This window comes from Mycobacteroides abscessus ATCC 19977 (assembly GCF_000069185.1).
Taxonomy (GTDB): Bacteria; Actinomycetota; Actinomycetes; order Mycobacteriales; family Mycobacteriaceae; genus Mycobacterium; species Mycobacterium abscessus.
Genome location: NC_010397.1, coordinates 2,530,650 through 2,557,367 on the forward strand (window position 1 = coordinate 2,530,650; position 26,718 = coordinate 2,557,367).

Consider the following 26,718-nt stretch of genomic DNA (forward strand, 5'->3'; position numbering starts at 1 on the left):
CCCTAATGGAATTTTGTGTGTCAGGCCAGGAGCAGGGGGAGCCGCTCGTGAAGCGGCCCCAGGGCCTCTGCCTCGTACGCGCTTGCGGCACGCCGTCCGGTGCCGACCAGGAGTGCGTCCGTGTCAGGGATCTGGGCCGGGAATTCGAATCCGCCGATCCGCTCCATCAATCCGCGCGCGTAGCCGAGGCCTTCTGTCGGCGGCGTCGCAAGCTCGGGCAGGTGCGCGATCAGGTCGAGATGATGCAGGGTCCATTCCAGGACGTAGGCGTCGAGGTAGTCAGCCGTGGTGAGGACCTGCCCCTTGGTGGCGATCGGCTGCTTGCCGTCGGCGAGCGCGGCGGCGCGTCCCGCTGCGGCCCCGACGTCGTCCAGATGAAAGGACAGCAGACTGGGGTCCCGGTAGGCCGCGGCGAGCCGCACGATCAGCGCGTCGAGTGGATCCCGCCCGGTAGGGGGCGAATCGAGAAGCTTCCAGTAGGTCACCGCATCATGCGTCGGTGCCTGGTCGCTCGGGGTTGCCAGCGTGATCAGCACATCCTGGGCATCGATGATCAAATGGCACACCAGGTCGCGTACGAGCCAGCCGGCGCAGCCGGAGGGCTGTGCAAACGCCTGAATCGGCAGGTCCGCAACCGCCGCACGCAGCGTGGCCCAGCTGTGGGTGAACAGGTTCACCGCCGCAAGCTAGCACTGCGGTCGTCAAGTGGCACGGAACTGCCGGGGCGCCGCATCCGACCTCTACTCTCAGAGGCGTACGAATTTGGGAGGCATGGAGTGAAGACGCAACGCCACGACGTTGGGCTTGAGGACACGCTGCGCGCCATCGAGCGCGGTGTGCTCGAAGACGTCTGGATGAGCCGTCCACGCCGCTGGAGCGTGCTCCTGGCGTCCCTCCTTCTGGGTGTGGCGGCGGTGAGCCGCTGGTCAAACCTCGGCGCGCACGCAAGTCCGTCGTTGCATGTCGACGCGGTGGTGCCGGGGACGTCGATCATGTTTCTGGCCGCATGTATGTTCTCGCTCATCGCGCTGCGGCGGCGGCGCTTCCGCTGGTGCTGCGGCGCGGCCTACACCGCGGCGCTGAGCACGGTGACCAGCCTGGCCGCGCTGTGGTGGCATCAGACCGCTGTCGGTTCCGATCCGTTGGTGTGGACGCTGCTTGCTGCATTTGCCTCTGTCACGTTGACGGTTACCTGGCTCGCGACCATCCTCACCCCGCTAGAGGATTCGCAGCCCGACATGCGTGCCGACCGCTTCTGACTGTGACGCTTCGGTGCTGAAATCCTGCCGAGTGCAAAGGTTCCGGTCGACCACCCGCTGATACACCGTGGTGTCGCGTGACTACCACCAGTGCGGTACCTGCTGTCCATGCGGGCGGTCCGGCTGACGGGGACGCGCCCGCGGCGCGCACGGTCGCGCTGAGTTGCATGGTCGGCACCACGATCGAGTGGTACGACTTCTATCTCTACGCGACGGCCGCGGCGTTGGTTCTCAAGCCGCTGTTCTTCCCGAGCGTCTCGCCGACGGCAGGCACGCTGGCCTCGTTTGCCACCTATGCGGCCGGCTTCGGCGCGCGCCCGGTGGGAGCCGTGATCGCCGGGCACTTGGGGGACAGGGTGGGGCGCAAGGCCGTCCTTGTCGGTGCGTTGCTGCTCATGGGGGTGGCGACCGCGGTGATCGGTGCACTGCCCACCTACTCCGAGGCGGGTGTGCTGGCGCCTGCGGCGCTGGCGACGCTTCGGGTCCTGCAGGGGCTTGCCGCCGGGGCCGAGTGGGGCGGGGCCGCTCTGCTGGCGGTTGAACATGCCCCGGTGGGGCGGCGAGGTCTATTCGGTAGCTTCACGCAATTGGGGTCACCCGCGGGAATGCTCTTGGCCACCGGAGTGTTCGGGCTCACCCGAGCCCTGACCGGGCCGGAGGCATTTCTAGCCTTCGGCTGGCGGATCCCCTTTCTGAGCAGCATCGTCCTGGTGGTCGTTGGTTTGGCCATCCGGTTACGGTTGAGGGACTCGGTGGTGTTCCGGAAGGTACTGGAACGCGGGGAGGCGGCCCGGCTTCCGGTGGTGGAAGTGCTACGCACTCAATCTCGTAATGTGCTGCTTACCACGGGCTTACGCCTATCTCAGATCGCTCTGTTCGTGCTCCTGACGACGTTCTCGCTGACCTACCTGCAAGGTTCTTTCGGCGGGGACAGCCAGATCGGGTTGACTGCCGTCCTGATCTCCTCGGCGTTGGGGATCTTGAGCACTCCGGTGTGGTCTGCGCTCTCGGACAGGGTGGGGCGCCGGCCTCTCTATCTGTTCGGATCGGCCGCTGGCCCACTGGCCCTGGGGCTCTTTTTTCTGGCCGCGGGCAGTGGCTCGAAGGTGCTGGTGGTGCTGTCAATTGTGTTCGGTATCAACGTTGTTCATGATGCCATGTACGGTCCACAGGCGGCCTGGTTCGCCGAGCTCTTCGATACCAGGGTGCGATACAGCGGCGCCTCGCTGGGTTATCAGATCGGCGCGGTACTGTCCGGTGGATTCGCTCCGTTGATCGCCGCGGCGCTGCTGGCGGCGAATCATGGCGATCCGCGGCTCATCGTGTGCTACTACCTGGCGCTATCGGTGCTCACCTTCGGCGCGGCATGTGTGGCACGCGAAACTTACCGGGACCAGATAGGAGATTCCCTGTGAGCAGGATCTATCTGAATGCCTTCGACATGGCATGTGTCGGGCATCAGTCGCCCGGCCTGTGGCGTCATCCGGATGATCAGGGGCATCGCTACAAAAGCCTGGGCTACTGGACCGATCTCGCCAAGACCCTGGAGGCGGGCGGTTTCGACCTGCTGTTTCTTGCCGACGTGCTGGGTGCGTATGACGTCTACGGCGGTTCGCGAGACGCCGCAGTGGCCGACGCCGCCCAATTTCCGGTCAATGATCCGACCTTGGCGGTCTCGGCGATGGCCGCGGTCACCGAAACCCTCGGGTTCGGACTCACCCTGTCGCTCACTTACGAGCAGCCGTATGCGTTGGCGCGCCGTCTCACCACACTGGACCACCTCACCGAAGGGCGAGTGGCCTGGAATATCGTGACATCTTATTTGGACAGTGCGGCAAGGAATTTGGGGCTGGATGCGCAGATTCCACATGATCAGCGTTATGACATCGCCGAAGAGTACCTACAGGTCTGCTACAAGCTGTGGGAAGGCTCATGGGAGTCGGGCGCCGTGGTGCGAGACCGTGGGCGAGGGGTCTTCACCGATCCCGCGAAGGTTCACGACATAGAACACCATGGCCAGTACTTCACCGTTCCGGGACCATTTCTGTGCGAGCCGTCGGCACAGCGCACCCCGCTGCTCTTCCAGGCTGGTGCCTCGGCGCGCGGAGTTCGGTTTGCGGCCGCGCATGCGGAGGCTGTGTTCGTGTCGGGCCCCACACCCGATGTGGTGCGTGCACCGGTACGAGCGCTGCGAGCAGAAGCAGCCCGGTTGGGCCGTGACCCCCGGTCCGTCAAGGTGTTCACGATGGTGACGCCGATAGTCGCGGAATCTCACGACGCGGCGGTTGCCAAGCTGCTCGAGTATCGCCGATTCGTCAGCGCCGCTGGGGCATTGGCGCTGTTCGGCGGCTGGACGGGTGTTGATCTGGCTCGATTGGACCCGGACGAACCGTTGCGGCATGTCGAGACCGAGGCCAATCGTTCGGCACTGGCCTCATTCACCAACGATCCGAAACGGACCTGGACCACGCGGGAGCTGGCGCAGGAAATAGGGATAGGCGGGCGCGGGCCGGTTTTGGTCGGTACCGGGTCCAGCATCGCGGACGAACTGGAGCGTTGGTCCGACGAGGCCGATATCGACGGGTTCAATGTCGCGTATGTGACGACACCCGGGACCTTCGCCGATTTCGCACGCTTGGTGATACCGGAGCTACGCCGGCGTGGCCGGGTACCGCACCAGCGCGAAAGATGCACTCTGCGTGAGCAACTCGGTGGGTCTGGCCCATATTTGGCCGACACCCATCCGGGCACCGGCTACCGCCGGGCGCCGCTACCCGGCTGACAGACTGGAATGATCGCCGAATCGCTCACTGAGGGCCACCAATAGTTGGTCCAGGACGGCCAGTTCCGCGCGTTTGGCGCCAACTAGCCGGTGCAGTCGCGCGAGGTTGGATGGCTTGCCGCTCTGCTTTCGCCTTTCCAGCGCGGCGAGATGCTCATCCAATTCTCGTTGGGCCACCGAATGCAGCTCGCCAAGAATGTCCTGGTAATACTGCGCTTGCCGCAGATCGGCGCTTCGACCGGGCACAATTGGATCGACGGCCTTGACCAGGCTGCTCACCGTCCACCGCCCATATCGCGCCCTCCGGCTGTCGCATTCATGGGCATACGTTAGGCCCGCCCAATTTCCCAGACGCTGCCCCTAATTCACGGGGACATCTCAATTTGTTCACACCGCACTGGCTGCCAGATGTGAGAAGCGGGCCGGGCTATCGGGATTATCGCTAGTCAGGCACAGTCCGGCAGTGAGGTAACCATGTGCTCCCAGGCTCGGTGCAGCCGGGCCGTGATCGGCCCGGTCTGGGTGATGGAGGTGACGCATCGATGGCTGTGGTCGTACAGCTCCACGGAGGATGTCACACCCTGTGTGCCATGAGCCTGCGTCACCCAGCTTTCTGCGACGAAGACGGGGTCCACAGCGTACCGCGACGCGCCGAAGATAACCGCGAGGTGGGCGCCGGCCTGTTCGGCCATGGCCGCGTGGCCGCGATGCAACTGCACACAGCCGCCGCCTGGCACTGCGATGGTGAAAGGCATATCCACATCCACCAGATGAGCCAACAGATAGGGCACCACCCCGGAGTCGATCTTGCGGGCGCCGGTAAAGGGGAGCACCCGGTACCGCGCCGGCGTGAGCGCGTCGAGATGGATGAGCTGATCGCTGTCACGCCAGCTGATGTCCGGCCAATCGGTGACGGGGAAGGACTCCGGTGCGGGCGCCGGTGCGAGCTCGAGTGCGCCGACCGTCAGATGATTCGACAGCGGCGTGAGATAGGCGCGGTGCGTGCCGGTTTCGCCGACCATTGTCAGAGCACGGGGCGCCACGAATGCGTCGCGGACAAGCGCTGGGTTGAGCCGGAGCGCGATGTATTCGTCATCGCAGCTGAGTGCCTCACCGGGAAACGCGGGCTCGAGGTATTCGCCCGTGTGGCTCAATAAGGCGGCATCGTTCGCGGTGACGGCGACCACCGTGCCGAGCGCGGGAAGTGCTTCGGCAATGGCTTTGGGCCCCGCGACGATCCGTCGGGCAGGGCAGTGTTCGCAGCGTCGGCCGTCAGTACACATCGCGGACGTACCGCTTTTCCCGCTTGAGGGTATTCACATATTCGGAGGCCTCATCGTCGCTGAATCCGCCGTGCTCGCCGACGATCTCGTGCAGCGCCTTGTCCACGTCCTTGGCCATGCGTGTCGCGTCACCGCAGACGTAGAAGTGGCCGCCGTCCTGCAGCCATGCGAACAGATCGCTGCCATGCTCGCGCATTCGGTTCTGCACATAGACCTTCTCGGCTTGATCGCGGGAGAAGGCGAGATCGAGGCGATCCAGGAGGCCAGAAGAGTGCCAGGTGTCGATCTCGTTCTCGTAGATGTAGTCATGTGCCCGGTGCTGGTCGCCGAAGAACAGCCAGTTGTTGCCCCTCGCTCCCCGCTGCTCGCGTTCCTGCAGGAATGCGCGGAATGGGGCCACACCCGTGCCGGGGCCCACCATGATCATCGGGGCTTCGTCGTCGCTGGGCACTCGGAATGATTTGTTGGGTTGCAGGAAGATCCGTGCGTTACTGCCGCGGTCTGCCAAGAACGTCGAGCACACGCCGCCGCGCTCACGGCCCAGGCTCTGATACCGGACGCTGGCCACGGTCAGGTGGATCCTATCCGGGTGAGCCAGCGCGCTCGATGAGATCGAGTAGGCGCGATGCTGTAGGGGCTTGAGCAGTCCCATGAACTCTTCGAGGCTCAAAGCGTCGCCGCCGATACGCAGGATGTCGAGAATGTCCTTGCCATATAGCCAGGTATCCAGTACCTCTTTGACCCCGCCGCGCAGCGCGTGCGAGAACTCCTCGCTTTCGGCACGGCTTTCCACCTCGCTCAACAGGTCTCGCGACGGAGTACTGATCTCGTACCGATGGCGTAGCAGTTCTCCGAGCGGCTCCCCATCGACGAGTGTGCCGGTCGAGACCCGGAAGTGATCGGCGATCGCCTCGACCAGCGCCGGGTCGTTCTCCGGAATCACCGCGAGTGCGTCGCCCGCTTCGTAGGTGATCCCGCTGTCGGCGAGTGCGAACTCGTAGTGGCGAATCTCCTTGTCAGAGCCTGCCCGTGAGAGCAGTCGGTTGACCGGGACCTCGGCGGGGAACGGGTTCTTGCGGGTCCACCCGGAACGCGCGACGGTGCTCGGAGGGGGAGTGCCCGGACTGCCGCTGGCGCCGGCCAGAGTGACCAGGCTTGCCACTGCGCCCTGAACCCACTCCGCGGCCTGGGCCTCGTAATCGACGTCGCAGTCGGTGCGCCCGACCACGCGGCTCGCGCCCAGTTGCTCAAGACGGGTATCGATCAGCTTGCCGGCCTGGCAGAACCCGTCGTAGCTGGTGTCACCCAGGGCCAGCACGCCGTAGGACACTCCCTCGAGTCGTGGAGCGACCGCCGAAGACAGTGCATCCCAGAATAATTCGGCATTGTCGGGCATCTCGCCCTCGCCGTAGGTGGAGGTGATGATCAGGACGTATCGCAGGCCCGCGAACTCGTCGAGGGCGATTTCGTCGAGGCCGCTGACGGTCACGTCGAAACCTTGTGCTTTGGCGGCCGCCGCGGCGTCGCCCGCCACGATTTCCGCGTTGCCCGTCTGGGTGCCGTACAGGATGCGCAGTGGTGGCCGGGGAGCAGCCAGATCCGCGGTGGCCGCCGGCGGTTGCGCCGCCAGGTTCATGGCGAGGCGGGAGTGCAACCCGGCGAGGAAGCCCGAAAGCCATGCTCTCTGGTCCTCGTTGAAGGGTGCGTCTTCGGGAATGTAGGCGATCTTCATGGCTTCTTCACGTGGTCTGGAGGGACGGTCCGGAGAGGGCAACGGCAGGCAGTGCGCGATGCGCGAACAGCTCTTCGAAAGAGGGCAGCCGGCCGATCTTGTCAATGTTTTTTGCGCTCTGGTGCAGGATCCAGCCGTAGGTGCCCGGGCTGTCCATCGATAGGACGTTGCGCTGGCTCAGTGCGTCCTTGTAATCGGTGAGCCGCTTGTCCGCGATGAGGACCGCAAGGTCCTCGTCGCTGTATCCGTCAATCGCCTCACGTGCGTATTTCTGCAGCTTCTGGATCAAGAAGAAGTCCTCGGTGAGGACAAGGTTGCGCACCGCCTTGCCGATCCGCGGGTCGGTCACGTCCGTGACGTTGGGCATCCGGGACAGGGCGAGCTGCTGCGCCATATTGAGCACCGTGTAGGTGTTGAGCAGCGCGTACATGCCCTCAGTGTCGGTATCTCCGTACGCCGGAACCGTGCCGCCGACGACGTCGCGCCGGTCACGGTAGGACAGCTTGAATTTGTGCACCTGGTATCCCGCCAGGGCGGCGGTGAGTTCGTCCAGTAGTTCCTTGCGTGTTTTGCCCTGCAGGATGGCGTCAGAGTCTTGATACTGCAGCAGTGCCCGCGACATGGTGTACACCATGTGATCTCTAGCGGACTGCCAATCATCAAGCAGTGCTTGTCCTTTGGTGGATCCAGTGGCTGCGACATGCCACTGCAGCAGGATGTGCGCGGCGGCCTCATGGAACGGCGCGTCGGTGATGGGCAGCACCAACACCGAATCATGGCTGACCTTGGATGGCAGCTGGCCGTGGGGGTCGTACTGATAGAGGAAGCCGCCACTCATGCCGTTGGCCACTCCCTTGCCAAAGTCACCGATGTTGAGCACGGCACCGTTGGTCATGTACTCGCACAGGAATTCGCCGGTGCCCTCGACCACGGCTGTCGCGCCAGAGTTCCGGACCGCGAAGCGGTCCCCGGCCTGGCCCTGGACGAACAGCCGCCCGCCAGAGGCGCCGAAGAGCGCGAAGTTGCCGATGAGGACGTTGCCCCCGGGCTCACTGGAACCGCCACCGGGTGAGCGCACCGTGATGGTGCCGCCGCACGCGCTCTTGCCCACCCCGTCGTTGCAGGTGCCCGTGTGCGTGAGCACCATCCCGTCGTTGCAGAAGACGCCGTAGCTCTGGCCCGCCGAGCCCGTGGTGGTGATGGCGATGCTCTCGGGCAGTAAGTAGCGGCGGCCACGCTCGTCGGTGGCCACCGCGGGCCCCTCGATGTTCTGGTAGTTGAGCGATCGTTCGATATCGATCGCCAATTGCCCGCCCACGCTCTTGTTCTGATTGGTCAGAGTCACCGGCTTCAGCACCGCGCCGCGCGCGTCGAACTGCGCGGCGAACGCATCGTCCACCGAGTAGTCCTTCTCCATGTACACAGGATTTTCGACGACGAATTCCTCTGCGACAGCGAGCATGCGGCGCAGGTCGAGGGTGCCGATGCTGGACGGGTGGTCAAGGAGATGCAGCAGGTCGCTGCGGCCACGTGCCTCGCGCAATGTGCGCATTCCCAGTGCCGCCAGAATCTCCCGCACTTCGTGCGCGATGTTCAGCAGGTACTGGGCCAGCGCGCGCGGGTCCCCCTCGAACACCTCGGCGTTGGTTGTCAGCCCCGCCGGGCACTTGATGTTGCAGTTCTTAGCCATCACGCACTTGAGCATCATCAGTGCGGTGGTCCCGAACTCGAAACTGTCCGCTCCCAGCAGCGCCGACTTGACCACGTCGCTGGCCGTCTGGTGCGCGCCGGAGCAACGCAACACCACCTTCTGTCGTATTCCATTGGCGCAGAGCGCTTGATGCACTTCGGCGACACCGATTTCGGCCGACCGGCCCGCATACTTGAGGCTCGTAACGGCCGCCGCGCCCGTGCCGCCGGTATTGCCGGCCACGTTGATGACATCGGCGCCTGCCTTGGCGACACCTACCGCAATGGTTCCGATGCCCTCCGAGGACACCAATTTGACGATCACCCGGACTCGGGCCGCCTTGCAATCGTGGATCAGTTGGGCGAGGTCCTCGATCGAGTATGTGTCGTGGTGGGGCGGGGGCGAGACGAGCTCGACACCCGGTGTTCCACCACGGGCGGCCGCGATTTGGACGGTCACCTTCGGAGCCGGAAGCTGGCCGCCTTCACCGGGTTTAGCGCCCTGGCCGATCTTGATCTCGAGTTCCTGGAGCATAGGGTCGGCAAGGTAGCCGGCCCACACCCCGAAACGGCCGGAGGCGAACTGCTTGATGCGGGAGCCGCGGATAGTGCCGTATCGGCTGATGTGCTCACCGCCCTCACCGCAGTTGGAGAGGCCGCCAACCAGATTGGTTCCATGCGCCACGGCCTCGTGTGCCGGGGCCACCAGGGCGCCGTGGCTCATGGCTCCCGATGTCAGTGTCGGCGTGATCTCGCTGGCCGGTTGCACCGAGGACAGCGGGATCGATTCCGGCGCTGTCCTGATCTGCGCCAGGTAGTCCGCTGCCTGGCCGGTCGCGGTGATCCTGAGCTCATCGCCCACGATCTCGTGGTGGGTGATTTCTCGCCCGAATCGGGTGCGCAGCGATGACGCGAGGGCCGCCAGCCGTTCGGGGGAGTGTGCGAGCCGCAGCACGAAAACGTCATCCGTCTGCTGGCACGACAGCCCGCGCACCTGGAAGTCGTTATTGCCGAGCCGTGCGAATTGTCCCATCTCTCTGCGGAATTCGTCGGCGGTACGCACAAAGTTCACGTCTGCGGGTAGCGCCAGCACATCGCGCAGCGCGGCGGGGCGCCTGGTGCGCTCCGAATTCATCGCCCGCACGAAATTCCGGTACCCGGGGGTGATGTCGAAGCTGTCGATCGCGCGCGTGGGCAGCTCATCGAAGCTGTTGTTGCGGTAGGCCTCGTCGTCGAGTCCGAAAGCGCCCTCGAGCTGATGCAGAGGCAGTAGGCGCAAGTATGTCGGGTCGGCCATGTCGGGGTTCTCGGGTCTGGCCTCGTCCCCAAAGGAGATGGATTCCTCGGTCATATCCACGAATCCGCGCACTGCCGTGGTGCCGTACGAGTGACCGGCGCCTTCGGCACGCTCCTTGAAGAGCCCGAGTAAAGGGACATCCTTTTCGCCTGTCACGGCCAGTGCCCGTGCATGCCAGTCGGCGACGGCCGCGGCCAGGGTGGAGAAACCGACACCGGCCACCGGTGACACCACATTGGGGAAATACTTGCGCAATACCGGGTCCGAGGTGTCCAGGTAGTTGGGTTCGAAGAACTCCCCGCCGATGTAGCTCTCGACGGTGCACAGCCCGACCCGGCCCATCGTCTTCATCAGGGATTTCTCAGCTGCCTTGGCGAAGTGCTTGAAGGCGTTGACCGCGTCGTCTACGTCGGGACCGTACTTCTCCTCGGCCCGCATCTGCACCGCGAGTGGATATACCGCGGAGGCCCCGAAGCCCAATACCGCGGCCACATGGTGCGAGGAACACAGCTGGCCGCTCTCGGCGATCAGGGAGACGCGTAATCGCAGGCCTTCCTCGATGAGGCGCTGGTTGATCGCCGAGATGACGATGATGAGGGGCATGGCCGCGCGTTCACTGGAGACGTGGCGGTCGGAAATCACTGCGATGCCACCGGTCTCGCGTGCAAACTCCTCGACCGCGTCACACAGGTCGTCAATCGCCCGCACGATTCTTTCGGCGTTGGACACCGCATCGGTGAGGTCTACGCGGTAGCGCATCCCGAAGCGCCGGACGGGGGTGCGCCCCTGTTCGCGGATTTTGAGCATGTCGAGATGCGTGAGGATGGGGGAGGGCACCACGATCTGCGGTGCGGGCTGCGCGCCGCTGTTGGGTTTGGCGCCGAGCGCCACGCGCAGCGTCATGCCGTCGGCCTCGCGGATGCTGTCCAGCGGCGGATTGGTCACCTGAGCGAATCGCTGCGAGAAGTACTTGGCAACGCCGCCTTCCTGATTCGACAGCGCGTTGATGGCCGCGCCGTACCCCATGGCAGAGATCTTCTCCTGGCCGGTAGCCAACATCGGATCCATCAGGAACTTGAAGCTCTCCTGGTTGAGCGAGTAGGCCACATAGCGCTGGTGGCGGTCGAGGTCACCGTCGTACCGCGCGGGGGAACCCTGGCCAGCGGGCGGCACGTGCGGCAGGTCGGCGATATTGACTCGGGCCTGCGCCAACATCGCCGGATAATCATGCCGCGCGGCAAGCATTTCCAGGGCCTCGACGGTGTTGTACGAACGGCCCTCGGAATGGTCGTAGTAACGCATTCCGCCGGCCTCGATGCGGCCGCGCTCAAGCACCGAATCCGGTTCGAAGTAGATCTGTCCGGCCTCGGACATCACGCCCAGGTATTCGGCGGTCTCGACGGTGCGCAGTGGTCTGAGCCCCAGCCGGTCCAGTCGTGCGCCGATGATGTTGCCGTCACCGAAGATCAGTGCGGCCGGGCCGTCGTTCTTCTCCTCGTAGAGGCTGAAATATTCGAGCATGGCCGTCACCCGCGGGGATAGCGTGGTGTCGTTCTCCCAGGCGGGCGGCATCATCGCGACGACGGCAGTGACCAGGTCCAGGTCATCCTCCAGCACCCGGCTCTGCAGGGTCTGATCGAGCCTGCAGCTATCCGATTGTCCGACTGGGCGGATGATCGCCCGATTACGGGCCCGGGCAATCGCGTTTTCGGACAACCGGTTTTTCTTGTCGGTGTTGAGTTCGCCGTTGTGTGCCATGAGTCGGAAAGGCTGGGCCATGGTGGCATTCGGTGCGGTGTTCGTCGAGAACCGGGTATGGAAGAACATCGAATGCACTTCCATCCGAGGATCGGATAGGTCGCTGAAGTAGGGCACCACTTCATTTGAGTTGAGACGTCCTTTGAGGACCTGGGTGCGTGTGCTCAGCGAAAGCGGGTAGAGCCCAAGAAGTTCCGGGCGGGTATACGCGACGGACTCGATCGCCATGAGCGCCTCATGAGTCTTGCGTTCAGAATCGGAGCGAAACACCCACTGCCGGATCGGCAGCTGATACTTGATGGCCGCCGGACGGATCGCGTCGTTGTTCACCGGCACATCGCGGCTGAGCAGGATCGTGAATCCCTGTGCGCGTAGCGCCTGCTCGATGACTTGCTCGGCCTCAGCGTGTGATGCCGGGTCGTTGGGCAGGAAGAAGTTGCCCACACCGAATTGCCCGTGACGGAGGTCAGAGACCCCCGTCAGCTCGGAGAAGAAGCGCAGCGAGAGATCGAGGTTGACGCCGGCGCCGTCTCCGACGCCTTCAGAGGACATTCCCCCGCGATGAGGTACGGCGCAGAGCGCTTCGTGGAGCTTGCGGACGACGTCATGAGTCTGGACGCCATCCTTGCGGGTCAGGAATCCGACGCCGCAGCTACTTTTCTCCTGCTCTTGGTCATACAGCCCGTTCAGACGATTCTCCTCACCCAGCGCCGCGCACGGCGTATCCAGCGTGTGACGTTGGGTTTCTCGTCCGTTGAGCGAACCCGCCCTGACCAGCTTTCGGCGTGGTCTCGACCCGGCAGGCGCCGGTAACCCGGTCTCCGGGGCCAGTTAAACCAAGCCTAGCCTAAGTCTATGAGGGCTGATAGTCGGCGGGATGTATGTCACACCGAGCATCGGCCACAGCAAGCATGCCTACGCGTCGATGGATCGGCTGCTCACACCATTATGGGGCAGCGGCCAGGAAATCGCCGGTCAGTAGTTATTACAGGAGTTGGCAACCTGATTGATCAGCACCGTGTACTCCTGCACCGCCGGCATGCCGCGCACCTCATTGACCATCTGCTGACGCTTAGGCTTCGGTGAAGCGACGAATTGCTGCAGCCAGGCACCGGCGATCGGGTTGGCGTTGACCTGCTGCGCCGCCGCGGGCGACTGTTCGTTCAGCGCTGCCATGATCTGCGGGTACGTGCAGGTGGTGTTCACGATCGCGGTCACATCCGGGTCGGCGGATGCGATTCCGCCACCGGCGACCAGTGACAACGCCACCGCGCCAGAACCAACAACCAACTTCGCCGTCAGGGCCATTCTCGTCTACCTTCCGCCAGGTCCCCCGACGTCCATATCGACGATCGGCGAGATTCCGTTACGTACAACGCTAGCAGGAGCGCCAGAGTCCTTAGACTTGCTATCTACTGGGCCTTGGGTCCCAAATGGGAGCTCTGCCAACACGAATGCCCCTGGTAATGAGTGAAACAACACAGGTTGGTATGGCCGAAAGTCACCAACAGTGGGGATTTTGGCCCGTGGGAGCGATGAGCGGCGATCAATAGCGTTGCGGGTAGGAGCAATCGCCCTATCGCACATCGGAGGAGCTATGACCACCTCGACGCCAAACTCGCACATACTCGTCGGTGTCGACGGATCGACGTCGGCGCTGCATGCCCTGACCTGGGCGGGCGCCGAAGCTCAGCGCAGGAACCTGCCGCTGACTTTGGTTCACGTCATCGACCACAGCAGCCTCGGGCAGGGGTACAACCTCGGCGCGTCGGCGAGCTTTTTTCAGCATCTGGAGACCGACGGGGCGGAGTTTCTCAGTCAGGCCAAAGACCACGTCTACGCGCTGCATCCGAACGTCGAGGTTTCCACGGTCAAAGCCACCGGTAGACCGGTACCCGTCCTTGTCGAGCTATCCAGAAATGCCCTGATGACAGTGCTCGGCTCGAGCGGCCTGGGCGGGTTTACCGGGATGATGGCAGGTTCGGTCTCGGTGTCGCTGACCGCGAAGGGGCACAGCCCGGTGGTTGTCGTCAGGGAATCGCCGGTGCCGGGGGGTGGACCGGTGGTTGTCGGCATCGACGACTCTGAATCCAGTGACGGCGCGGCCGCATGGGCGTTCGAGGAGGCCGCAATGCGGGAGACCGAGCTGGTCGCGGTCCACGTGTGGAACAACATTCCGCCGGGCTACGTGTACGCCTACACCGCGTGGAGCGCGATGGACTCGGCCGGGGAACAGCAGCGTCAGGAACAGCTTCTCGCCGAGCGTCTGGCCGGCTGGCAGGAGAAGTACCCGGACGTACCGGTTCGCCGGGTCGTCGCGGTCGGACATCCCGCCGACGTCCTGCTCAGCCAGGCTGCCGGCGCCCAGCTGATTGTCACGGGCAGCCGGGGGCGTGGTGACATCGCGGGGTTTTTCCTCGGATCCACCAGTCACGCGTTGATACACAAGGCCAGCTGTCCGGTACTGGTGGCCCCGCGGACGTAGTCTCGCTGGGTGACCACCGCGCTGAAGGAATGGAGTGCGGCGGTGCATGCCTTGCTCGATGGCAGGCAGACAATTCTGCTGCGCAAGGGCGGGATCCACGAGAAGCGTTTCACACTGGCCGATTCGAGATTCTTGTTCTTTCCGACTGCCGTGCATGGCCACGCCGAGCGGGTACGGCCAGAACACCATGACCTGTTGCCGCGCGCTGGCGCCGATAGCACCGAAGCGCAGGTCGTGGTGCGGGCCGGCGCAGAGGTGGTGGCCGCTATCGAGGTCGGCCGCCCCGAGGCGCTCGAAGAGATTGCCGCACTGCATATCTGGACAGCAGAGTCGATCCGGGCGGACCGTTTGGACTTTCGGCCCAAACACCGTCTCACGGTGCTGGTGGTGCGTGCATACCCCTTAGTCGCGCCCGTGCGAATCCCGCGCCGCGATGAACACCGCGGATGCTCCAGCTGGGTGCAACTGGACGTGGCCCCGCAATGGGGAACAGCGGTCCATACCGAATCAGCACTGGCGCGGGTCGCTCAACGAGTCCGTGAATCCGTGGGCGGCTGAGGAAGCTCGGGCGTGGGCGTGCCCCCGATGGCGTCGAGCCAATGCCGGCGCACCGGGCCCCACCGGTGGTCGAAACCCAGCGCTCGCTGTCTAGCCCGCGTGAGTCTCCGGGGTGAGTAGCGCCATCGCGCCCACGGAGATGTGGGACGTGCCAGGCGGAAGGCCGCCACCCAGGCGATGGGTGCCAGGAAAATGCCCAGCATCGCGGTGGGGTATTTGCCTTTCAACGCGGTGACCGCGACCAGGGCCAGGTGCACTAGCAAGAGAAGCATGGCGACGCCGCGTGCGATGGCGATGACTCCCGTGAGTCCGTCCACATTCAGCGGTGACACTCCGACAGCCGCCAGGCTGATGCACGCGGTGGCCAGTGTCACCATGTCCACCGACAGCTGCCCCTCGTTGGTCCAGTAGACGTCCTGCAAATGGAAGATCATCGCGAACTCATCGAGCACCAGCGAGGCGCCGACGCCGACCAGCAGGCCGGCCAGATAGGTCCACACCGATAGGGGTGGCGATCCCAGCGCGGTAAAGCCGCCGACGATCAGCAGCAGCACACCGGGTGTCGAGTGGTGGATATGGACGCCCCCGCCGGAAATGTTGTGAAAGGGGCCTTTCCCGTCGCGGATGAGCCGCGTGATCGTGCGCGTCACCACAAAGGTCACCACGAACGCGACGAAACCCAGCAGAAGGGGGCCCTTGTAACCGTCCACCACGTCGTAGCGCCACCAGGTACTCAGCCAGGACACGTTGGGATGCTAGCGGGTTGATAGGGGGTCCAGGCAGGGAAAGAGGGGAGGCCCCCACAGTGCCCTGTGTCAAAGTAAGGTCGCCCTCACCCAGCGCTGGGATCAGCCCCGCGCGCGAGTGAGGGAGCGCTGTGACCGCCCAGCCGGATTTTTCGTTGATCGTCGGCTACGGCACCGATATGGGCAACGCCGAGGACGCCGCCATGTCGTTCTGCGAGGCTCTGGAAGAGGCCACCGGCATCAAATCCGAGGCGGTCGAACTCAACCAGGTCGATATCGCGAACTTGCAGTCGGCGTCACACCTCGTCGTGGTGGTGTCCACCTTCGGCGACGGCGAATTTCCCGATAATGCGCTGTTGTTCTGGGAGGCGCTGAGTGCTGAAGGCGCCGAGCGGCTTGCGCACCTGCAATTCGCGGTCTTGGCATTGGGCGACAGCAGCTACGAATTCTTCTGCAATGCGGGGCTGCTGTTGGACAAGCGCCTGGAGGAGCTTGGCGCGAGTCGGCTCACCGAACGTACCGATGTCGACGGACCGTACCTGCAGCCCTCGAAGGAATGGACCACCGATCTGGTGAAGCTGCTGGCCGCCGGCCCTATTGGGTCCACGGAATCCGCCGTCGTCACCGAAACGGCAACACCCGCCAAACGCGAACGCCACGAAACCGTCGAGGCACGCCTTGTTGTCAACCGATTGCTCACCACGGCGGAATCCGACAAGGAGGTGCGTCACTATGAGGTGGACCTCGCGGGGACCGGAATCTCCTATGAAGCCGGCGATTCCATCGCCGTGCACGCGCCCAATGACCCCGCATTGGTCGAGGCGATCCTTGCCGAGTTGGGCGTGCCGGCCGCGCATCGGCTAGCCGGCCACGACCTGCCCCTCGGTGAGCTGTTATCCGACCACCTGGAGATCCGGACTCCCTCGCGAACGCTTCGGGCGTTGGTCGCATCCCGCACCGACGACGCGGATGCGGTCGCCGCGCTCAGCGGTGACGGCACGCCGGTACCGGGCTCCTGGCTATACGGTAAGGATGTGTTGGACCTGGTCAGGCTGGGAAAGCTGGCCGTTGAGGAACTGATCGACAATCTGCGCCCCCTGCAGTTCCGCGATTACTCCATCGCCTCAAGCCCTGTCGTGTATCCCGATACGGTTCATCTGACCGTGGCGACCATCCGCTACTCCAATGCCGATCGCACGTATGGCGGTGTGGCGTCGACATTCTTGGCTGATCGCGGGCAGGCGGTCCGGGTGCATCTGCGCCCAAACCACGCCTTCCGGCTGCCCGGGGGCCATGTCCCGATCATCATGATCGGGCCGGGGACGGGGATTGCGCCGTTTCGCGGCTTTCTGCAAGAGCGCCAGGCGGCCGGTTCCACGGGGCGTTCCTGGCTGTTCTTCGGTGACCGGCATCGCGCCGCGAGTTTCCTCTACGGCGAGGAGCTGCAGGGGTTCGTGGCCTCGGGTGTTCTGACTCGACTTGACCTTGCCTTCTCCCGTGACGGGGCCAACGGTGAGCCCAAACAGTATGTCCAACATCGTATGTCGGAGAATGCGGCCGAGCTGTGGGCCTGGCTCCAGGACGGGGCTTATGTGTATGTGTGCGGCGACGCCGAGCACATGGCAAAGGACGTCGATGCGACACTGCACGAGATCGTGGCTCGCTGCGGTGGTATGGACGCCGCCGGCGCACACGCTTATGTCAATGAACTCATCAAGAACCACCGGTACGTGCGCGACGTCTACTAGAGCCGACGCGCGCACCGGCGGAGCGCACCTACGAATGCACCTGAATCTCGCGGAGCGCCAAGATCGCGTCGATCTCGCCGTGAAGGAGGTGATGGTTGAACGGCCTGAAGCCCAGAGCGGCTTCGGCGCGGATGGCCAGCCGTGTAAATAGGTCCACCGTGTGGCGCAGGGCCTTGACAGAGTCCTCTGCGTCGAAATGGCCCCAGCATTCGCCGAGCTCATCGCGGATGTCGGCGTCCATCCAGCTGTTCATCCCGGCACCCAGGTACCGGGTGTCGTGAGCGGTGCCGTATCGCAACAGGTGATCCCACTCGATGATCCGCAGGAGTTCTTCCTTGAGGTCTTGGTCACGCAGCTTCGCTGACCAGAGTTCTTCGCGTACCAGGGATTTCGCGCACATCAATGCGGCGGCATAGCCCCAGTGCACACATTCCTCGAACTCTTCGTCGTCCGGCAGTTGGCCGTGCGGTATGACCACAGCGGCGGGATCGGGAGCGCCCCCGTCCTTGTCGAGTAGTACCCGAAATGGCCGGTCGTGTTCCACCGTGGGGAGATCTTCGGCAGGAATCAGGGTGAAATCGAGCTTGCCGCCCTTGTAGTAGATCAGTCGGGTCGGGTATCCGGAGTCCTCGTCTTCCAGTCGCTCGACCACCAGCACCTCGCCGAGATCCGACCACCACGATTCGTCGTCCGCCAGCTCGTCGGGATCCGGTGCGTATAGCTCGATATCGCGGTCTGACAGGGGATGGGCGTCCCCGTCGGCGCCGGACCCGGTGACGATAACCGCCCGAACCGAGTTCGTTTCGTTGGCCCAGCCGACCAGACGCTCAAGTACCTCGCCGTAATCCACGCCTACATCTTTGGCGGTGGGAGCCCTGTTCTCAAGACCTTGTGAAACGTCAAAGTCAACTGCGATAACGTTGGTGAACGGTTGGTGTTGAGCGCATTGCATGTCGGTGTACAGAGGCATCGGAATTTATGCCGTTGCAACAGATTTGACGGATATAGCAGACGCGTCCTCAGCGCTGCCCCGACCCCGCGGGGCCGTGGGCTAACAGCATGTCGACCAGCTGCTCGATCAGTTCGTCCTCACTGATCGTGACCTCCTGATGCAGCCATGCCGTCACGGCTTGCCCAACTCCGCCCACAATGAAATGCGCGAGCACGGGCAGATTGCCCTGATCATCGCGGCGGAACCAGTCGTGCAGATGCTGAGCGAACAGTGACACGAACATTGCCGTAGCGTCGAACCGGCGCCGTACCAGCACCGGATTGACCTGGTGGCGGCTGTAGAGCAGTTGGCCGATGCGACGATCGGCGCTCACCGCGCGGACCACACTGGTTATGCCCGCACGCACCTGCAGGCGCGGATGCGCGGCGGCGACCTCCGCTTCGACGGTCGCGGCAAGCCCTTCGATCGCCCAGTCGAAGATGGCGGCCGCATACTCGTCCTTGTCGGCGAAGCTCTCGTAGAAGTAGCGCTGAGCCAGGCCGGACCGCTGGCAGACGGTTCGCAGCGTGAGGTCACCGGACCCATCAGGGGTGCCGAGAATGTCCAGGCCCACTTCCAAGAGCCGCTGTCGGCGTCGGGCCAGGCGCTCGTCCGCGGGGAGGCCGCTGTATGAGCGGCCGGCTGGAGACGACATCTGACCAGTCTTGCAGGAGCCGGTATTGCCTGGGACCGGAACGGGTATTAATCTGAATGCGCCTGCATCCAGATCGGTCGCAGTCGTCGTTTTCCCACCGCAGACTCGACACCACGGAGCGCACATGGACCTGGCCTTCTCGGCAGAGGAAGAACAATTCCGTACCGAAGTCCGGGAGTTCCTGGACGCGAACCTCACCGCGGAGCTGCGGGCGGCCGGGCGTCTGCAGACCAGCGTGTACAGCGATCACGAGGCAAGTATGCGGTGGCAGGCGATCCTGCACCGGAAGGGATGGGCCGCGCCGGCTTGGCCGGTCAAATACGGCGGGCAGCCGTGGAGTCTTGCCCAGCACTACATCTTTTCGGTTGAATCGATGGTTGCGGGGGCACCTTCACTGTCGCCCATGGGAATTCGGATGGTCGCACATGCCATCATCAAGTTCGGCAGCCCGGAACAGAAAGAGTTCTTCCTGCCCCGGATCCTCACGGGCGAGGTGTTCTTCTGTCAGGGGTACAGCGAGCCCGAGTCGGGGTCTGACCTGGCCTCGTTGCAGATGTCGGCCGTTGCCGACGGTGATGACTTCGTCCTCAATGGCTCCAAGATCTGGACCACCCATGCGCGCGAGGCGAATTGGATGTTCGCCCTTGTTCGCACCACCAAGGGGCCCAAGAAACAGCTCGGTATCACCTTCATTCTCATCGACTTCACGTCGCCGGGCATAGACGTCAAACCCTTGGTGATGAGTTCCGGCGAGGAGGTACAGAATGTCGTGTTCTTCGACAACGTGCGTGTGCCGCGGGCCAATGTGCTCGGGGAGGTTGACCAGGGGTGGACCGTCGCGAAGTACCTCCTTGAGTTCGAGCGCGGCGGCGGGGCCGTGGCACCCATGCTGCAGGTGGGCCTCGATCAGCTGAGCGTTGACGCGCGGTCGGTGCCTGCCGAGAACGGCACCCTGGCAGACGATCCCGTGTTCTGTGCCAAACTGGCCGACCTGGCGATTCGTGTCGACGTACTCGAGGTCCTCGAGCATCGCGTGCTGGCGGTCGTGGCAGGCGGCGGCAATCCGGGCGCGGCATCCTCGATGCTGAAAATCCTTGGCACCGAACTATCGCAGGCGTTGACCACACTGACGTTAGAGGCGGCAGGGCCGCGGGGCCGGGCATACCAGCCTCACGTCACCAAGCCGGGTGGCCCGGTCGTCGAGTACACCCCGCCCGCAGACGGTTATCACAGCGGCGAGCTGTGGCAGGCGGTGGCGCCGTTGCACTATTTCAACGATCGCGCCGGGTCGATCTATGCCGGTTCCAACGAGATTCAACGCAACATCCTCGCCAAGGCCCAGCTGGGTCTCTGACAGACAAGAGCGAATATCACCATGGATTTCAGCCTCACCGACGAACAACAACTCCTGAAGCACTCGATATCGGATTTTCTGTCTAATCGGTACGCCTTGAACACCAGCCGGCGCGCGGCGCGCTCGGATATCAGGTGGCAGCCGCAGGTGTGGAAGTCCTTCGCCGAGGAGCTCGGCATCCTCGCCGCGCCGCTGCCCGAGGACCGCGGTGGCCTCGGTGGTGGCGCCGAGGAAGTACTTGTCATTTGCGAGGTGCTCGGACGCCATCTCGTCGTCGAGCCGTTCATCGGCACGGTGGTGCTCGGCGGCGGGCTGCTGCGGCGGTCGAACGCCGAAGTGGCCGGCGACCTTATCGGAGGCATTGCCTCCGGTGACGTCGTGACGGGATTCGCGGCCCTTGAACCCACTTCCGGCCAGTCGTTCCACTCGGTGCAGACCACCGCCCGCCGCGATGGGCCGGATTGGGTGCTCGACGGTGAGAAAATCGTGGTGAGCGACGCGCCTCTGGCCACCCATGTGATTGTCAGCGCACGAACCTCCGGCGAGGTTGCCGATACCTCCGGCCTCACGCTGTTCGTCGTGCCGTTCGATCCGGCCGCCCCAGCTCAGGGAATCGAGGCGCATCATTACCGGACGATTGATGACCACCATGCCAGCGACTTGGTGATATCTGGACTGCGGGTGCCGGATTCGGCACGGATTTCGGAAGTGGATCAAGCATGGCCACTCATTGAGGCCGCGCTCGATGAAGCCACGGCTGCGACTGTGGCCGAGGCAGTTGGCATGTTGCGCAAGGTGCTGGCCGATACGGTCGAATACACCAAGCAGCGCCAGCAATTCGGCGTAGCGATCTCCAATTTCCAAGCGTTGCAACATCGTATGGTGGACATGCATATCGAGGTTGAGCAGTCGGTCGCGGCTTCCTATCTGGCCTCGCTCAATCTCGATGGACCTCGCCGCGCCCGTGCTGTGTCGGCGGCCAAGGCAACGATCGCGCGTGCCGCACGTCTGGTGGGGCAGGAGGCCGTACAGTTGCACGGCGGCATGGGCATGACCGAGGAACTGGCCATCGGCCATTATTTCAAGCGTCTCACCGTCATTGAGTCAGAGTTCGGCAACCGCGACTTTCACACCGCACGGTACGGGATCGCGCGCAGCACCCAGGGCTAGCCGACCAGGTTGATCACCAGGTTGATCGTGCACGCGATGATCACCGTGCCGTAGATATAACTGAAAAGGCAGTGCTTCAACACCACGTCGCGCAGGTGTGAGGTGGTGACGGCGGTGTCGGAGACCTGGTAGGTCATGCCGAGATTGAATGAGAAGTAGTAGAAATCCACATACCGCGGCGGCACATCGGAATTGAAGTCGATGCCGCCTGGGGCGCCCTGGTAGTAGATGCGCGCGTATCGGGCGGCGTAGATCGTGTGCAGCATCGCCCACACCGTCAAGATGGCACCGATACACAGGGCCGCGTAAGTGCCCTTGTCCTCATCGTTGGCAGAGACCAGGAGTATGCCGATTGCCGAGAGGCTGGCCACGAGGATCAGCAGCATCGCAAGATCGCCTAGCTCGTCGTCCATGTCCTCACTGCCGGCGCGGGTGCGCGTTTGATCGGGGTCCATGGGCCACAACACAACAAGTGACCACGCGACGTTGATGACGGCGGTCACGATGACCACCGCGAGCAGAGCCACCTGCCAGCGTGCTAGTACAGCCCCGGTCAATGCCCCGGCCATCATCCCCACCGCCAGTGCGATCCAAAATCGATTGGCGCCGGTCATGAAAACACCACCATCTCGTCATCCTGGCTTCGATAGGGATTCCTGCCGTACTAGGGGTGTGGCGTGCTGGTCGCCGTCGTCGTGGTCGAGGTGCGGTTACTCGGAGCCGGAGCCTCGTCGCGGTCCTGCCAGGCGATGAACAATGCGGTGAACACCGCAGCGGAGAAGACCGCGGCGGCAAAGAACCACAGGACCGGCCGCTGAAACCAGCGCATCGGGGGAGTGTCCCGGTAATCGTCCGGTGCCGGGCTAAAGGTCACCTCGGGCCGCGCGGTTGTGGTCGGTGTCGAGTAGTCCTGGTAGTCCTCGTACTCCTGCAGTTCGGGGGAAGTATCGGATTCGGACCAGGCAAGTCCGGACTCGACAGTGTCGATGGGCGCCGATGCGGGACTCTTGGCGGTCTCCTCGCCGGTGGCGACAGGCCGCAGCATGGTCGCTTCCGGTGACCGCATCGTTGCTTCGGCGGAAGGTGTTTCATCGGGCTGGCCAGCCATGAAGGCAGCTCCGAACGCCACGGCGAGCTGGGGGTGAGGTGCGGCGATGATCGGGCATCGCAATCGTTCGGAAAGCTGTTGGGTGACAAGCGGAATGCTGGAGCCGCCACCCACTGTGAGGACCGCTGCGACGCTCGCGGGCGCGATGTTGTTGTACTCCAGGGTTTCTTGGATCTTGGTGATCAATGCTGAGAGCGGTTCGCGGATGCGCTCTTCGAGTTCGCCGCGGGTGAGCCGAACATCGGATGCCAGGCCTGGCAACGCGACTGGGATAACCGTTGTGGTGTCGGTCGACAGATGCTCCTTGGCGGCGCGACAGCGATCCCGCAGGCGCGTCAAGGCACCCAGGGAGGCCGTCCCGTCGGGATCCTGGTTGAGGTTGGCCAGGACCAGTGCCAACAGTTCCTGGTCGATCCGCTGCCCGGAGAAGTCGCGAAAGCGAACGCTCTCGCCGAGTGTTGCGAAGTCGTCGGCGGCATCGGCCAGCGTGATGCTGGTACCGGTTCCGCCGAAATCGCAGACCACGACCACGCCATGGTGGGGGATGCGATCGCGCATGCTCACCAAGGCGGCGCGCGCGTCCGGCACCAACTTCATCGGTCGGCCGCCGGGTGCCAGCGCGGGCACTTTGTCTATGGCGGCCCGTAGCGCGGCGATGGAGTGCCCACCCCAATATGCGGGCACTGCGGCGGCCAGCGCCGGTGGACTATCGAAGTTCGCGACCACAGCCGCGTCGGCGATCATGATGCGGATGGCTTCGGCCATCACCCAGTCGGCACTGTGCACAGAACCATCGGCTCCGACGATTCCTACTGGGTCTCCGACACGGTCGACGAATCCGGCCAGGCCCAGACCGGGCTCCTTGGGGACGCCAACCTCCGAGGGCTGGTCTTCGTGGAGAGTGAGCAGCGAACTTCGCACTACCGGGACACCGTCCGGGTTGCCATCGGTGGCAACCAGCTGTGTAGCCCCGATCGACATTCCGAGTGAGTTCATTACCTACCTGTTCGCCTGTTCCCTTGCGATTCTAGGCGGGAGATCCCGGGGAAGAGGTCTAGAGGGCATGTGCAGCGATGATCGCGTTGGCGAACTCCTGCGGCGCCTCCTGCGGGACGTTGTGGCCGATCCCGTCCAGCACGCGGTGGGCATACTTTCCGGTGAACATTTTCCGGTAGGCGGTCCCATCTTTGGTCGGTCCGTCGAAATCGCTGCCGATCGTGATGGTCGGCACGGCGATCGTGGGCTTGGTCGCCAACTTGGCTTCGACGGCGTCATAGCGCGACTCGCCCCTGGCCAGGCCGAGTCGCCACCGGTAGTTGTGAATGACGATGTCGACGTGGTCGGGATTGTCGAAGGCCGCGGCGGAGCGAGCATAGGTGTCGTCGTCGAACTTCCACGTCGGCGACGCGTTATGCCAAATGAGCTTGTTGAAGTCGCGCGTGTTGTGGCGATAGCCGTGCAGGCCGCGCTCGGTGGCGAAGTAGTACTGATACCACCAACCCCATTCCGCCTGGGGCGAGAGGGGCTGCTGGTTGGCTTCCAGATTCACGATGATGTAGCCGCTGACAGCGACAAGTGCCGTCACTCGATCGGGCCATATGGCTGCGACGATATCGGCGTTGCGGGCACCCCAGTCGAATCCCCCCAGGATGGCCGACGGAATCTTGAGGGCGTCCATGAAGTCGATGACGTCAGTGGCGAGTGCGGCCTGTTGACCGTTGTGAAACGTGTCGCCCGACCTGAACCGGGTGCTGCCGTAACCGCGTAGGTAAGGCACCAATACCCGAAAACCCTTGGTGGTCAAAAGAGGTACCACATCGAGGTAACTGTGGATATCGTAGGGCCAGCCGTGCAACAGGATTACCGGTGGCCCGTCGGACGGCCCCTCGTCGACATAGCCGACATTGAGCAGCCCGGCGTCGACCTGTTTGAGGGGCGGAAACTCGGTGCGCGGGCGTGTCGGGTCGACACTGGCACCATTCGAGCACGCCCCGAGTGCGGTGGCACCGACCGCGGTGAGCAGCGCCACCTTGGAAAACCCGCGTCTGCTGATCATGTCAGGAACCGATTCTGTGAGTGACCCATTGGCGTCGACAATTCGGGGAAACGACGGCGTCGAACTCTACCGTGCCAGGGTGGCGCGCCGCGGTAGATGATCGAGGGCTCGTTTCTCACCCGTCAGCATCGCCACTGACCAGCAGCTGCACATCGTGTATGCGACGATGGCCGGATGGACGTAGCCAAGCTGTTCGTCGCTGGCGTGATCGTCGCCGGTGCCGCACTCTCTTTGTCGGCGCCCGCCGGTGCGGATCCGGCCGAGCCCGGGCCTGGGCCTTCGCCCGCGCCTTCGGCTCCGCAGGCGGCCGCACCCGGTACTGAGGCTCTGGGACCACCGCCGCCACCAGCCCTACAACCGTCGGTGCCCGAGGTTACGAACCCGACCTATGGCTCGGGCTCAGGAGGGCCGCTGGGCACCATCCGCGATCTCTGGCATCAAGCCCATGACGGTCCGCTCGACACACCCGAGGGTGTCGCCGGGCGTCCTGCCAATGCCGGGCCGGCGCCTCAACTGCCGCCGGGATACATCTCCACGAATGCACCCGAGTCCTCGAACCCGGGCAGGATCCGGGACCCGTATGCGGCGCCGGAGCCGTCGGGGCCACCGTTGCCTCCCGGGTACCACTCGCTGAACGGGCCTCCACCGCCTGGATACGAGCCAACCGGTCCGGCGCCGGCCGCTGCCACGCCATGAGTAGCGCGAAGGTCGCTGGGGGAGTAGTGCACAGGGTGCCCGCAGATTTGCGCGCGGCGCTGATCGCGAATCCCGCGGCGCTGGCGTTGTGGCAGGACATCACGCCGCTGGGGCGCAACGAGTTCATCTGTTGGGTGGAAGATGCCAAACAACAGGTCACTCGGGAGCGGCGCATTCGGCGTACTCAGGAAGAGCTCGAAGAAGGCAAGCGCAGACCGTGCTGCTGGCCCGGATGTAAGCATCGCGAGCGCACCGGCAAATAGCTCGTACGTGTAGGACCGCTCCCGCACGGGTAGTGCACCCACCAAGCGATTGGGAGGGTTCCATGCGCCTACGCCGAAGCACACCCGATGCGCCGGGGATTGCACGTAAACGATGCGGCAAGGGTTTCGCCTATTACGCCGCCAACGGCGACGTGTTATCCGATGATGCGACACTGCAACGAATTAAGTCGCTGGCCATCCCGCCGGCGTGGAATGAGGTGTGGATCAGTCCACACATCAACGGCCACATTCAGGCGGTCGGCAGAGACACCGCAGGCAGGCGACAGTACATCTACCATGAGGCATGGCAAGACGAGCGTGCTGAGGAAAAGTTCGACAGAGTACTGGAACTGTCACGTCGGCTGCCCGAGTTACGTGCGCACATCGATGAGGATCTCGACACGCGGGGCGCCACTCGCCGTCGGGTCCTCGCGTTGGGTATCCGGCTGCTCGACCATGGCCATTTTCGTTCCGGTGGAGACGAATACGCGGATGACAACGATTCCTACGGCGTGGCTACGCTTCTCCCGGAGCACGTGCGCGTGCGCGGCTCGCTGACAATTTTCGACTACCCGGCGAAAAGCGGTGTCCGGCAACACTTTGAAGTGGTCGATGCCAAGGCTGCGCGTGGCATCCGCGGGTTGCTGCGCATCAACGACGGGTCACATCGACTCCTGCGATACCGTGACGGGCACGAACTTGTAGAGGTTCGCTCCGACGATTTGAACCAGTACTTCAGGAGCGTTGTCGGTGGCGAGTTCAGTGTCAAGGATCTGCGTACCTGGCACGGAACGGTCCTTGCCGCCATAGAGTTTTCGGAAATGGTGACGCCGCCAGAGAATCGGACACAGATCGCCAAGGCGACGTCGGCGGTGATGAAACAGGTCGGTGCGGCGTTGGGCAACACCGCCACCGTGGCCCGCGACGCATACGTTGATCCCCGGGTGGTGGTGAGCTATCGGCATGGACGCACGATCGCGCCGGCACTGCGGCGGGCGGCACGCAAGAAACCGGATGCGGCCCAAAACATCCTCGACAAGGCAACCCGCCACCTCATCCAGCGTGCCGCGCGGCTGTGAAAGGGGTTC

At 63.9% G+C, this 26,718-nt stretch carries 24 protein-coding genes; 12 read left to right on the forward strand and 12 right to left on the reverse strand.

What is annotated here, in order from left to right:
- Window positions 1–20: 20 nt before the first annotated feature.
- On the reverse strand, window positions 21–677 hold the full coding sequence (locus MAB_RS12635) for a maleylpyruvate isomerase N-terminal domain-containing protein (RefSeq protein ID WP_005111006.1): 657 nt from the start codon (window positions 675–677) through the stop codon (window positions 21–23).
- A gap of 99 nt (window positions 678–776) precedes the next feature.
- Between MAB_RS12635 and MAB_RS12640 the strand changes: the two genes are divergently transcribed.
- The 3 genes from MAB_RS12640 to MAB_RS12650 all read left to right on the forward strand — a co-directional run bounded on the left by MAB_RS12640 (window position 777) and on the right by MAB_RS12650 (window position 4,041).
- Window positions 777–1,259, forward strand: a complete 483-nt coding sequence (locus tag MAB_RS12640) for a hypothetical protein (protein ID WP_005111007.1) — start codon at window positions 777–779, stop codon at window positions 1,257–1,259.
- A 167-nt stretch (window positions 1,260–1,426) separates the two neighbouring features.
- Entirely contained in the window at window positions 1,427–2,674 is a 1,248-nt protein-coding gene (locus tag MAB_RS12645; RefSeq protein ID WP_005114361.1) for an MFS transporter, read from the forward strand.
- Complete coding sequence (locus MAB_RS12650) at window positions 2,671–4,041, forward strand: LLM class flavin-dependent oxidoreductase (RefSeq protein ID WP_005079626.1); 1,371 nt, start codon at window positions 2,671–2,673, stop codon at window positions 4,039–4,041. The genes MAB_RS12645 and MAB_RS12650 overlap by 4 nt, the downstream gene beginning before the upstream one ends.
- On the opposite strand, the gene MAB_RS12655 is transcribed toward MAB_RS12650, so the two are convergent.
- The 4 genes from MAB_RS12655 to MAB_RS12670 form a co-directional block, all read right to left on the reverse strand.
- Window positions 4,030–4,320, reverse strand: a complete 291-nt coding sequence (locus MAB_RS12655; protein ID WP_005075643.1) for a hypothetical protein — start codon at window positions 4,318–4,320, stop codon at window positions 4,030–4,032. The two genes, MAB_RS12650 and MAB_RS12655, sit on opposite strands and share 12 nt — an antisense overlap.
- A gap of 167 nt (window positions 4,321–4,487) precedes the next feature.
- Window positions 4,488–5,324: a ChuX/HutX family heme-like substrate-binding protein gene (locus MAB_RS12660; RefSeq protein WP_005093331.1), complete on the reverse strand. Its 837-nt coding sequence runs from the start codon at window positions 5,322–5,324 to the stop codon at window positions 4,488–4,490.
- Window positions 5,314–7,056, reverse strand: coding sequence for a diflavin oxidoreductase (locus tag MAB_RS12665; RefSeq protein ID WP_005088244.1), 1,743 nt, complete (start codon window positions 7,054–7,056; stop codon window positions 5,314–5,316). Before MAB_RS12665 ends, MAB_RS12660 begins: the two co-directional genes overlap by 11 nt.
- A gap of 7 nt (window positions 7,057–7,063) precedes the next feature.
- Window positions 7,064–12,481, reverse strand: coding sequence for a glutamate synthase-related protein (locus MAB_RS12670; protein ID WP_227469805.1), 5,418 nt, complete (start codon window positions 12,479–12,481; stop codon window positions 7,064–7,066).
- Here MAB_RS12670 and MAB_RS25395 point away from each other — a divergent pair.
- Entirely contained in the window at window positions 12,362–12,613 is a 252-nt protein-coding gene (locus MAB_RS25395; protein ID WP_005079618.1) for a hypothetical protein, read from the forward strand. The two genes, MAB_RS12670 and MAB_RS25395, sit on opposite strands and share 120 nt — an antisense overlap.
- A gap of 162 nt (window positions 12,614–12,775) precedes the next feature.
- Here the strand turns inward: MAB_RS25395 and MAB_RS12675 are convergent, their stop codons facing one another.
- Window positions 12,776–13,108: a hemophore-related protein gene (locus MAB_RS12675; RefSeq protein ID WP_005079616.1), complete on the reverse strand. Its 333-nt coding sequence runs from the start codon at window positions 13,106–13,108 to the stop codon at window positions 12,776–12,778.
- Between the two features lie 289 nt (window positions 13,109–13,397).
- Here MAB_RS12675 and MAB_RS12680 point away from each other — a divergent pair, with 289 nt between their 5' ends.
- Together MAB_RS12680 and MAB_RS12685 are read left to right on the forward strand one after the other, a co-directional pair.
- Window positions 13,398–14,285: a universal stress protein gene (locus tag MAB_RS12680; protein WP_005058333.1), complete on the forward strand. Its 888-nt coding sequence runs from the start codon at window positions 13,398–13,400 to the stop codon at window positions 14,283–14,285.
- Between the two features lie 9 nt (window positions 14,286–14,294).
- Window positions 14,295–14,843: a DUF1802 family protein gene (locus MAB_RS12685; RefSeq protein WP_005075651.1), complete on the forward strand. Its 549-nt coding sequence runs from the start codon at window positions 14,295–14,297 to the stop codon at window positions 14,841–14,843.
- Here MAB_RS12685 and MAB_RS12690 read toward each other — a convergent pair.
- Window positions 14,813–15,589, reverse strand: a complete 777-nt coding sequence (locus MAB_RS12690) for a hypothetical protein (RefSeq protein WP_005111012.1) — start codon at window positions 15,587–15,589, stop codon at window positions 14,813–14,815. The two genes, MAB_RS12685 and MAB_RS12690, sit on opposite strands and share 31 nt — an antisense overlap.
- A 131-nt stretch (window positions 15,590–15,720) precedes the next feature.
- Between MAB_RS12690 and MAB_RS12695 the strand changes: the two genes are divergently transcribed.
- Window positions 15,721–17,337: a diflavin oxidoreductase gene (locus MAB_RS12695; protein WP_005079611.1), complete on the forward strand. Its 1,617-nt coding sequence runs from the start codon at window positions 15,721–15,723 to the stop codon at window positions 17,335–17,337.
- A gap of 28 nt (window positions 17,338–17,365) precedes the next feature.
- Here the strand turns inward: MAB_RS12695 and MAB_RS12700 are convergent, their stop codons facing one another.
- Entirely contained in the window at window positions 17,366–18,187 is an 822-nt protein-coding gene (locus MAB_RS12700) for an aminoglycoside 6-adenylyltransferase (RefSeq protein WP_005111014.1), read from the reverse strand.
- 169 nt (window positions 18,188–18,356) lie between these two features.
- Complete coding sequence (locus tag MAB_RS12705; protein ID WP_012296554.1) at window positions 18,357–18,983, reverse strand: TetR/AcrR family transcriptional regulator; 627 nt, start codon at window positions 18,981–18,983, stop codon at window positions 18,357–18,359.
- 124 nt (window positions 18,984–19,107) lie between these two features.
- On the opposite strand from MAB_RS12705, the gene MAB_RS12710 reads away from it, so the two are divergent.
- Both MAB_RS12710 and MAB_RS12715 read left to right on the forward strand, forming a co-directional pair.
- A complete protein-coding gene (locus MAB_RS12710) occupies window positions 19,108–20,337 on the forward strand; it encodes an acyl-CoA dehydrogenase family protein (protein WP_005111017.1) in 1,230 nt (409 codons plus the stop codon).
- 21 nt (window positions 20,338–20,358) lie between these two features.
- Window positions 20,359–21,507 carry an acyl-CoA dehydrogenase family protein gene (locus tag MAB_RS12715; protein ID WP_005079606.1) on the forward strand — a complete coding sequence of 383 codons (1,149 nt, stop codon included), beginning with the start codon at window positions 20,359–20,361 and terminating at the stop codon, window positions 21,505–21,507.
- On the opposite strand, the gene MAB_RS12720 is transcribed toward MAB_RS12715, so the two are convergent.
- The 3 genes from MAB_RS12720 to MAB_RS12730 are packed head-to-tail and all read right to left on the reverse strand — an operon-like array spanning window position 21,504 to window position 24,671.
- A complete protein-coding gene (locus tag MAB_RS12720; protein WP_005079604.1) occupies window positions 21,504–22,121 on the reverse strand; it encodes a DUF1345 domain-containing protein in 618 nt (205 codons plus the stop codon). The two genes, MAB_RS12715 and MAB_RS12720, sit on opposite strands and share 4 nt — an antisense overlap.
- A gap of 50 nt (window positions 22,122–22,171) precedes the next feature.
- Window positions 22,172–23,611 (reverse strand): Hsp70 family protein, encoded by a 1,440-nt coding sequence (locus MAB_RS12725; protein WP_005088239.1) that lies wholly within the window; start codon window positions 23,609–23,611, stop codon window positions 22,172–22,174.
- A gap of 58 nt (window positions 23,612–23,669) precedes the next feature.
- Complete coding sequence (locus MAB_RS12730; protein ID WP_005111019.1) at window positions 23,670–24,671, reverse strand: alpha/beta fold hydrolase; 1,002 nt, start codon at window positions 24,669–24,671, stop codon at window positions 23,670–23,672.
- Window positions 24,672–24,845: 174 nt separating this feature from the next.
- Here MAB_RS12730 and MAB_RS12735 point away from each other — a divergent pair, with 174 nt between their 5' ends.
- From MAB_RS12735 to MAB_RS12745, 3 genes are all read left to right on the forward strand, one after another.
- The gene (locus MAB_RS12735) at window positions 24,846–25,367 is read left to right on the forward strand and encodes a hypothetical protein (RefSeq protein WP_005093345.1); all 522 of its coding nucleotides are present in this window, start codon (window positions 24,846–24,848) and stop codon (window positions 25,365–25,367) included.
- On the forward strand, window positions 25,364–25,630 hold the full coding sequence (locus MAB_RS12740) for a YdeI/OmpD-associated family protein (protein ID WP_005079596.1): 267 nt from the start codon (window positions 25,364–25,366) through the stop codon (window positions 25,628–25,630). The genes MAB_RS12735 and MAB_RS12740 overlap by 4 nt, the downstream gene beginning before the upstream one ends.
- 62 nt (window positions 25,631–25,692) lie before the next feature.
- On the forward strand, window positions 25,693–26,709 hold the full coding sequence (locus tag MAB_RS12745; protein WP_005093348.1) for a DNA topoisomerase IB: 1,017 nt from the start codon (window positions 25,693–25,695) through the stop codon (window positions 26,707–26,709).
- Window positions 26,710–26,718: the final 9 nt, after the last annotated feature.

Bases quoted from the DNA above. Each gene is read 5' to 3' on its own strand.
- MAB_RS12715 (WP_005079606.1), top strand. From the start codon at position 20,359: ATGGATTTCAGCCTCACCGACGAACAACAACTCCTGAAGCACTCGATA.
- MAB_RS12720 (WP_005079604.1), bottom strand. From the start codon at position 22,121: ATGACCGGCGCCAATCGATTTTGGATCGCACTGGCGGTGGGGATGATG.
- MAB_RS12680 (WP_005058333.1), top strand. From the start codon at position 13,398: ATGACCACCTCGACGCCAAACTCGCACATACTCGTCGGTGTCGACGGA.
- MAB_RS12645 (WP_005114361.1), top strand. From the start codon at position 1,427: ATGGTCGGCACCACGATCGAGTGGTACGACTTCTATCTCTACGCGACG.
- MAB_RS12705 (WP_012296554.1), bottom strand. From the start codon at position 18,983: ATGTCGTCTCCAGCCGGCCGCTCATACAGCGGCCTCCCCGCGGACGAG.
- MAB_RS12725 (WP_005088239.1), bottom strand. From the start codon at position 23,611: ATGAACTCACTCGGAATGTCGATCGGGGCTACACAGCTGGTTGCCACC.
- MAB_RS12665 (WP_005088244.1), bottom strand. From the start codon at position 7,056: ATGAAGATCGCCTACATTCCCGAAGACGCACCCTTCAACGAGGACCAG.
- MAB_RS12735 (WP_005093345.1), top strand. From the start codon at position 24,846: ATGGACGTAGCCAAGCTGTTCGTCGCTGGCGTGATCGTCGCCGGTGCC.
- MAB_RS12745 (WP_005093348.1), top strand. From the start codon at position 25,693: ATGCGCCTACGCCGAAGCACACCCGATGCGCCGGGGATTGCACGTAAA.
- MAB_RS12730 (WP_005111019.1), bottom strand. From the start codon at position 24,671: ATGATCAGCAGACGCGGGTTTTCCAAGGTGGCGCTGCTCACCGCGGTC.
- MAB_RS12740 (WP_005079596.1), top strand. From the start codon at position 25,364: ATGAGTAGCGCGAAGGTCGCTGGGGGAGTAGTGCACAGGGTGCCCGCA.
- MAB_RS12675 (WP_005079616.1), bottom strand. From the start codon at position 13,108: ATGGCCCTGACGGCGAAGTTGGTTGTTGGTTCTGGCGCGGTGGCGTTG.
- MAB_RS25395 (WP_005079618.1), top strand. From the start codon at position 12,362: ATGAGGTACGGCGCAGAGCGCTTCGTGGAGCTTGCGGACGACGTCATG.
- MAB_RS12710 (WP_005111017.1), top strand. From the start codon at position 19,108: ATGGACCTGGCCTTCTCGGCAGAGGAAGAACAATTCCGTACCGAAGTC.
- MAB_RS12660 (WP_005093331.1), bottom strand. From the start codon at position 5,324: ATGTGTACTGACGGCCGACGCTGCGAACACTGCCCTGCCCGACGGATC.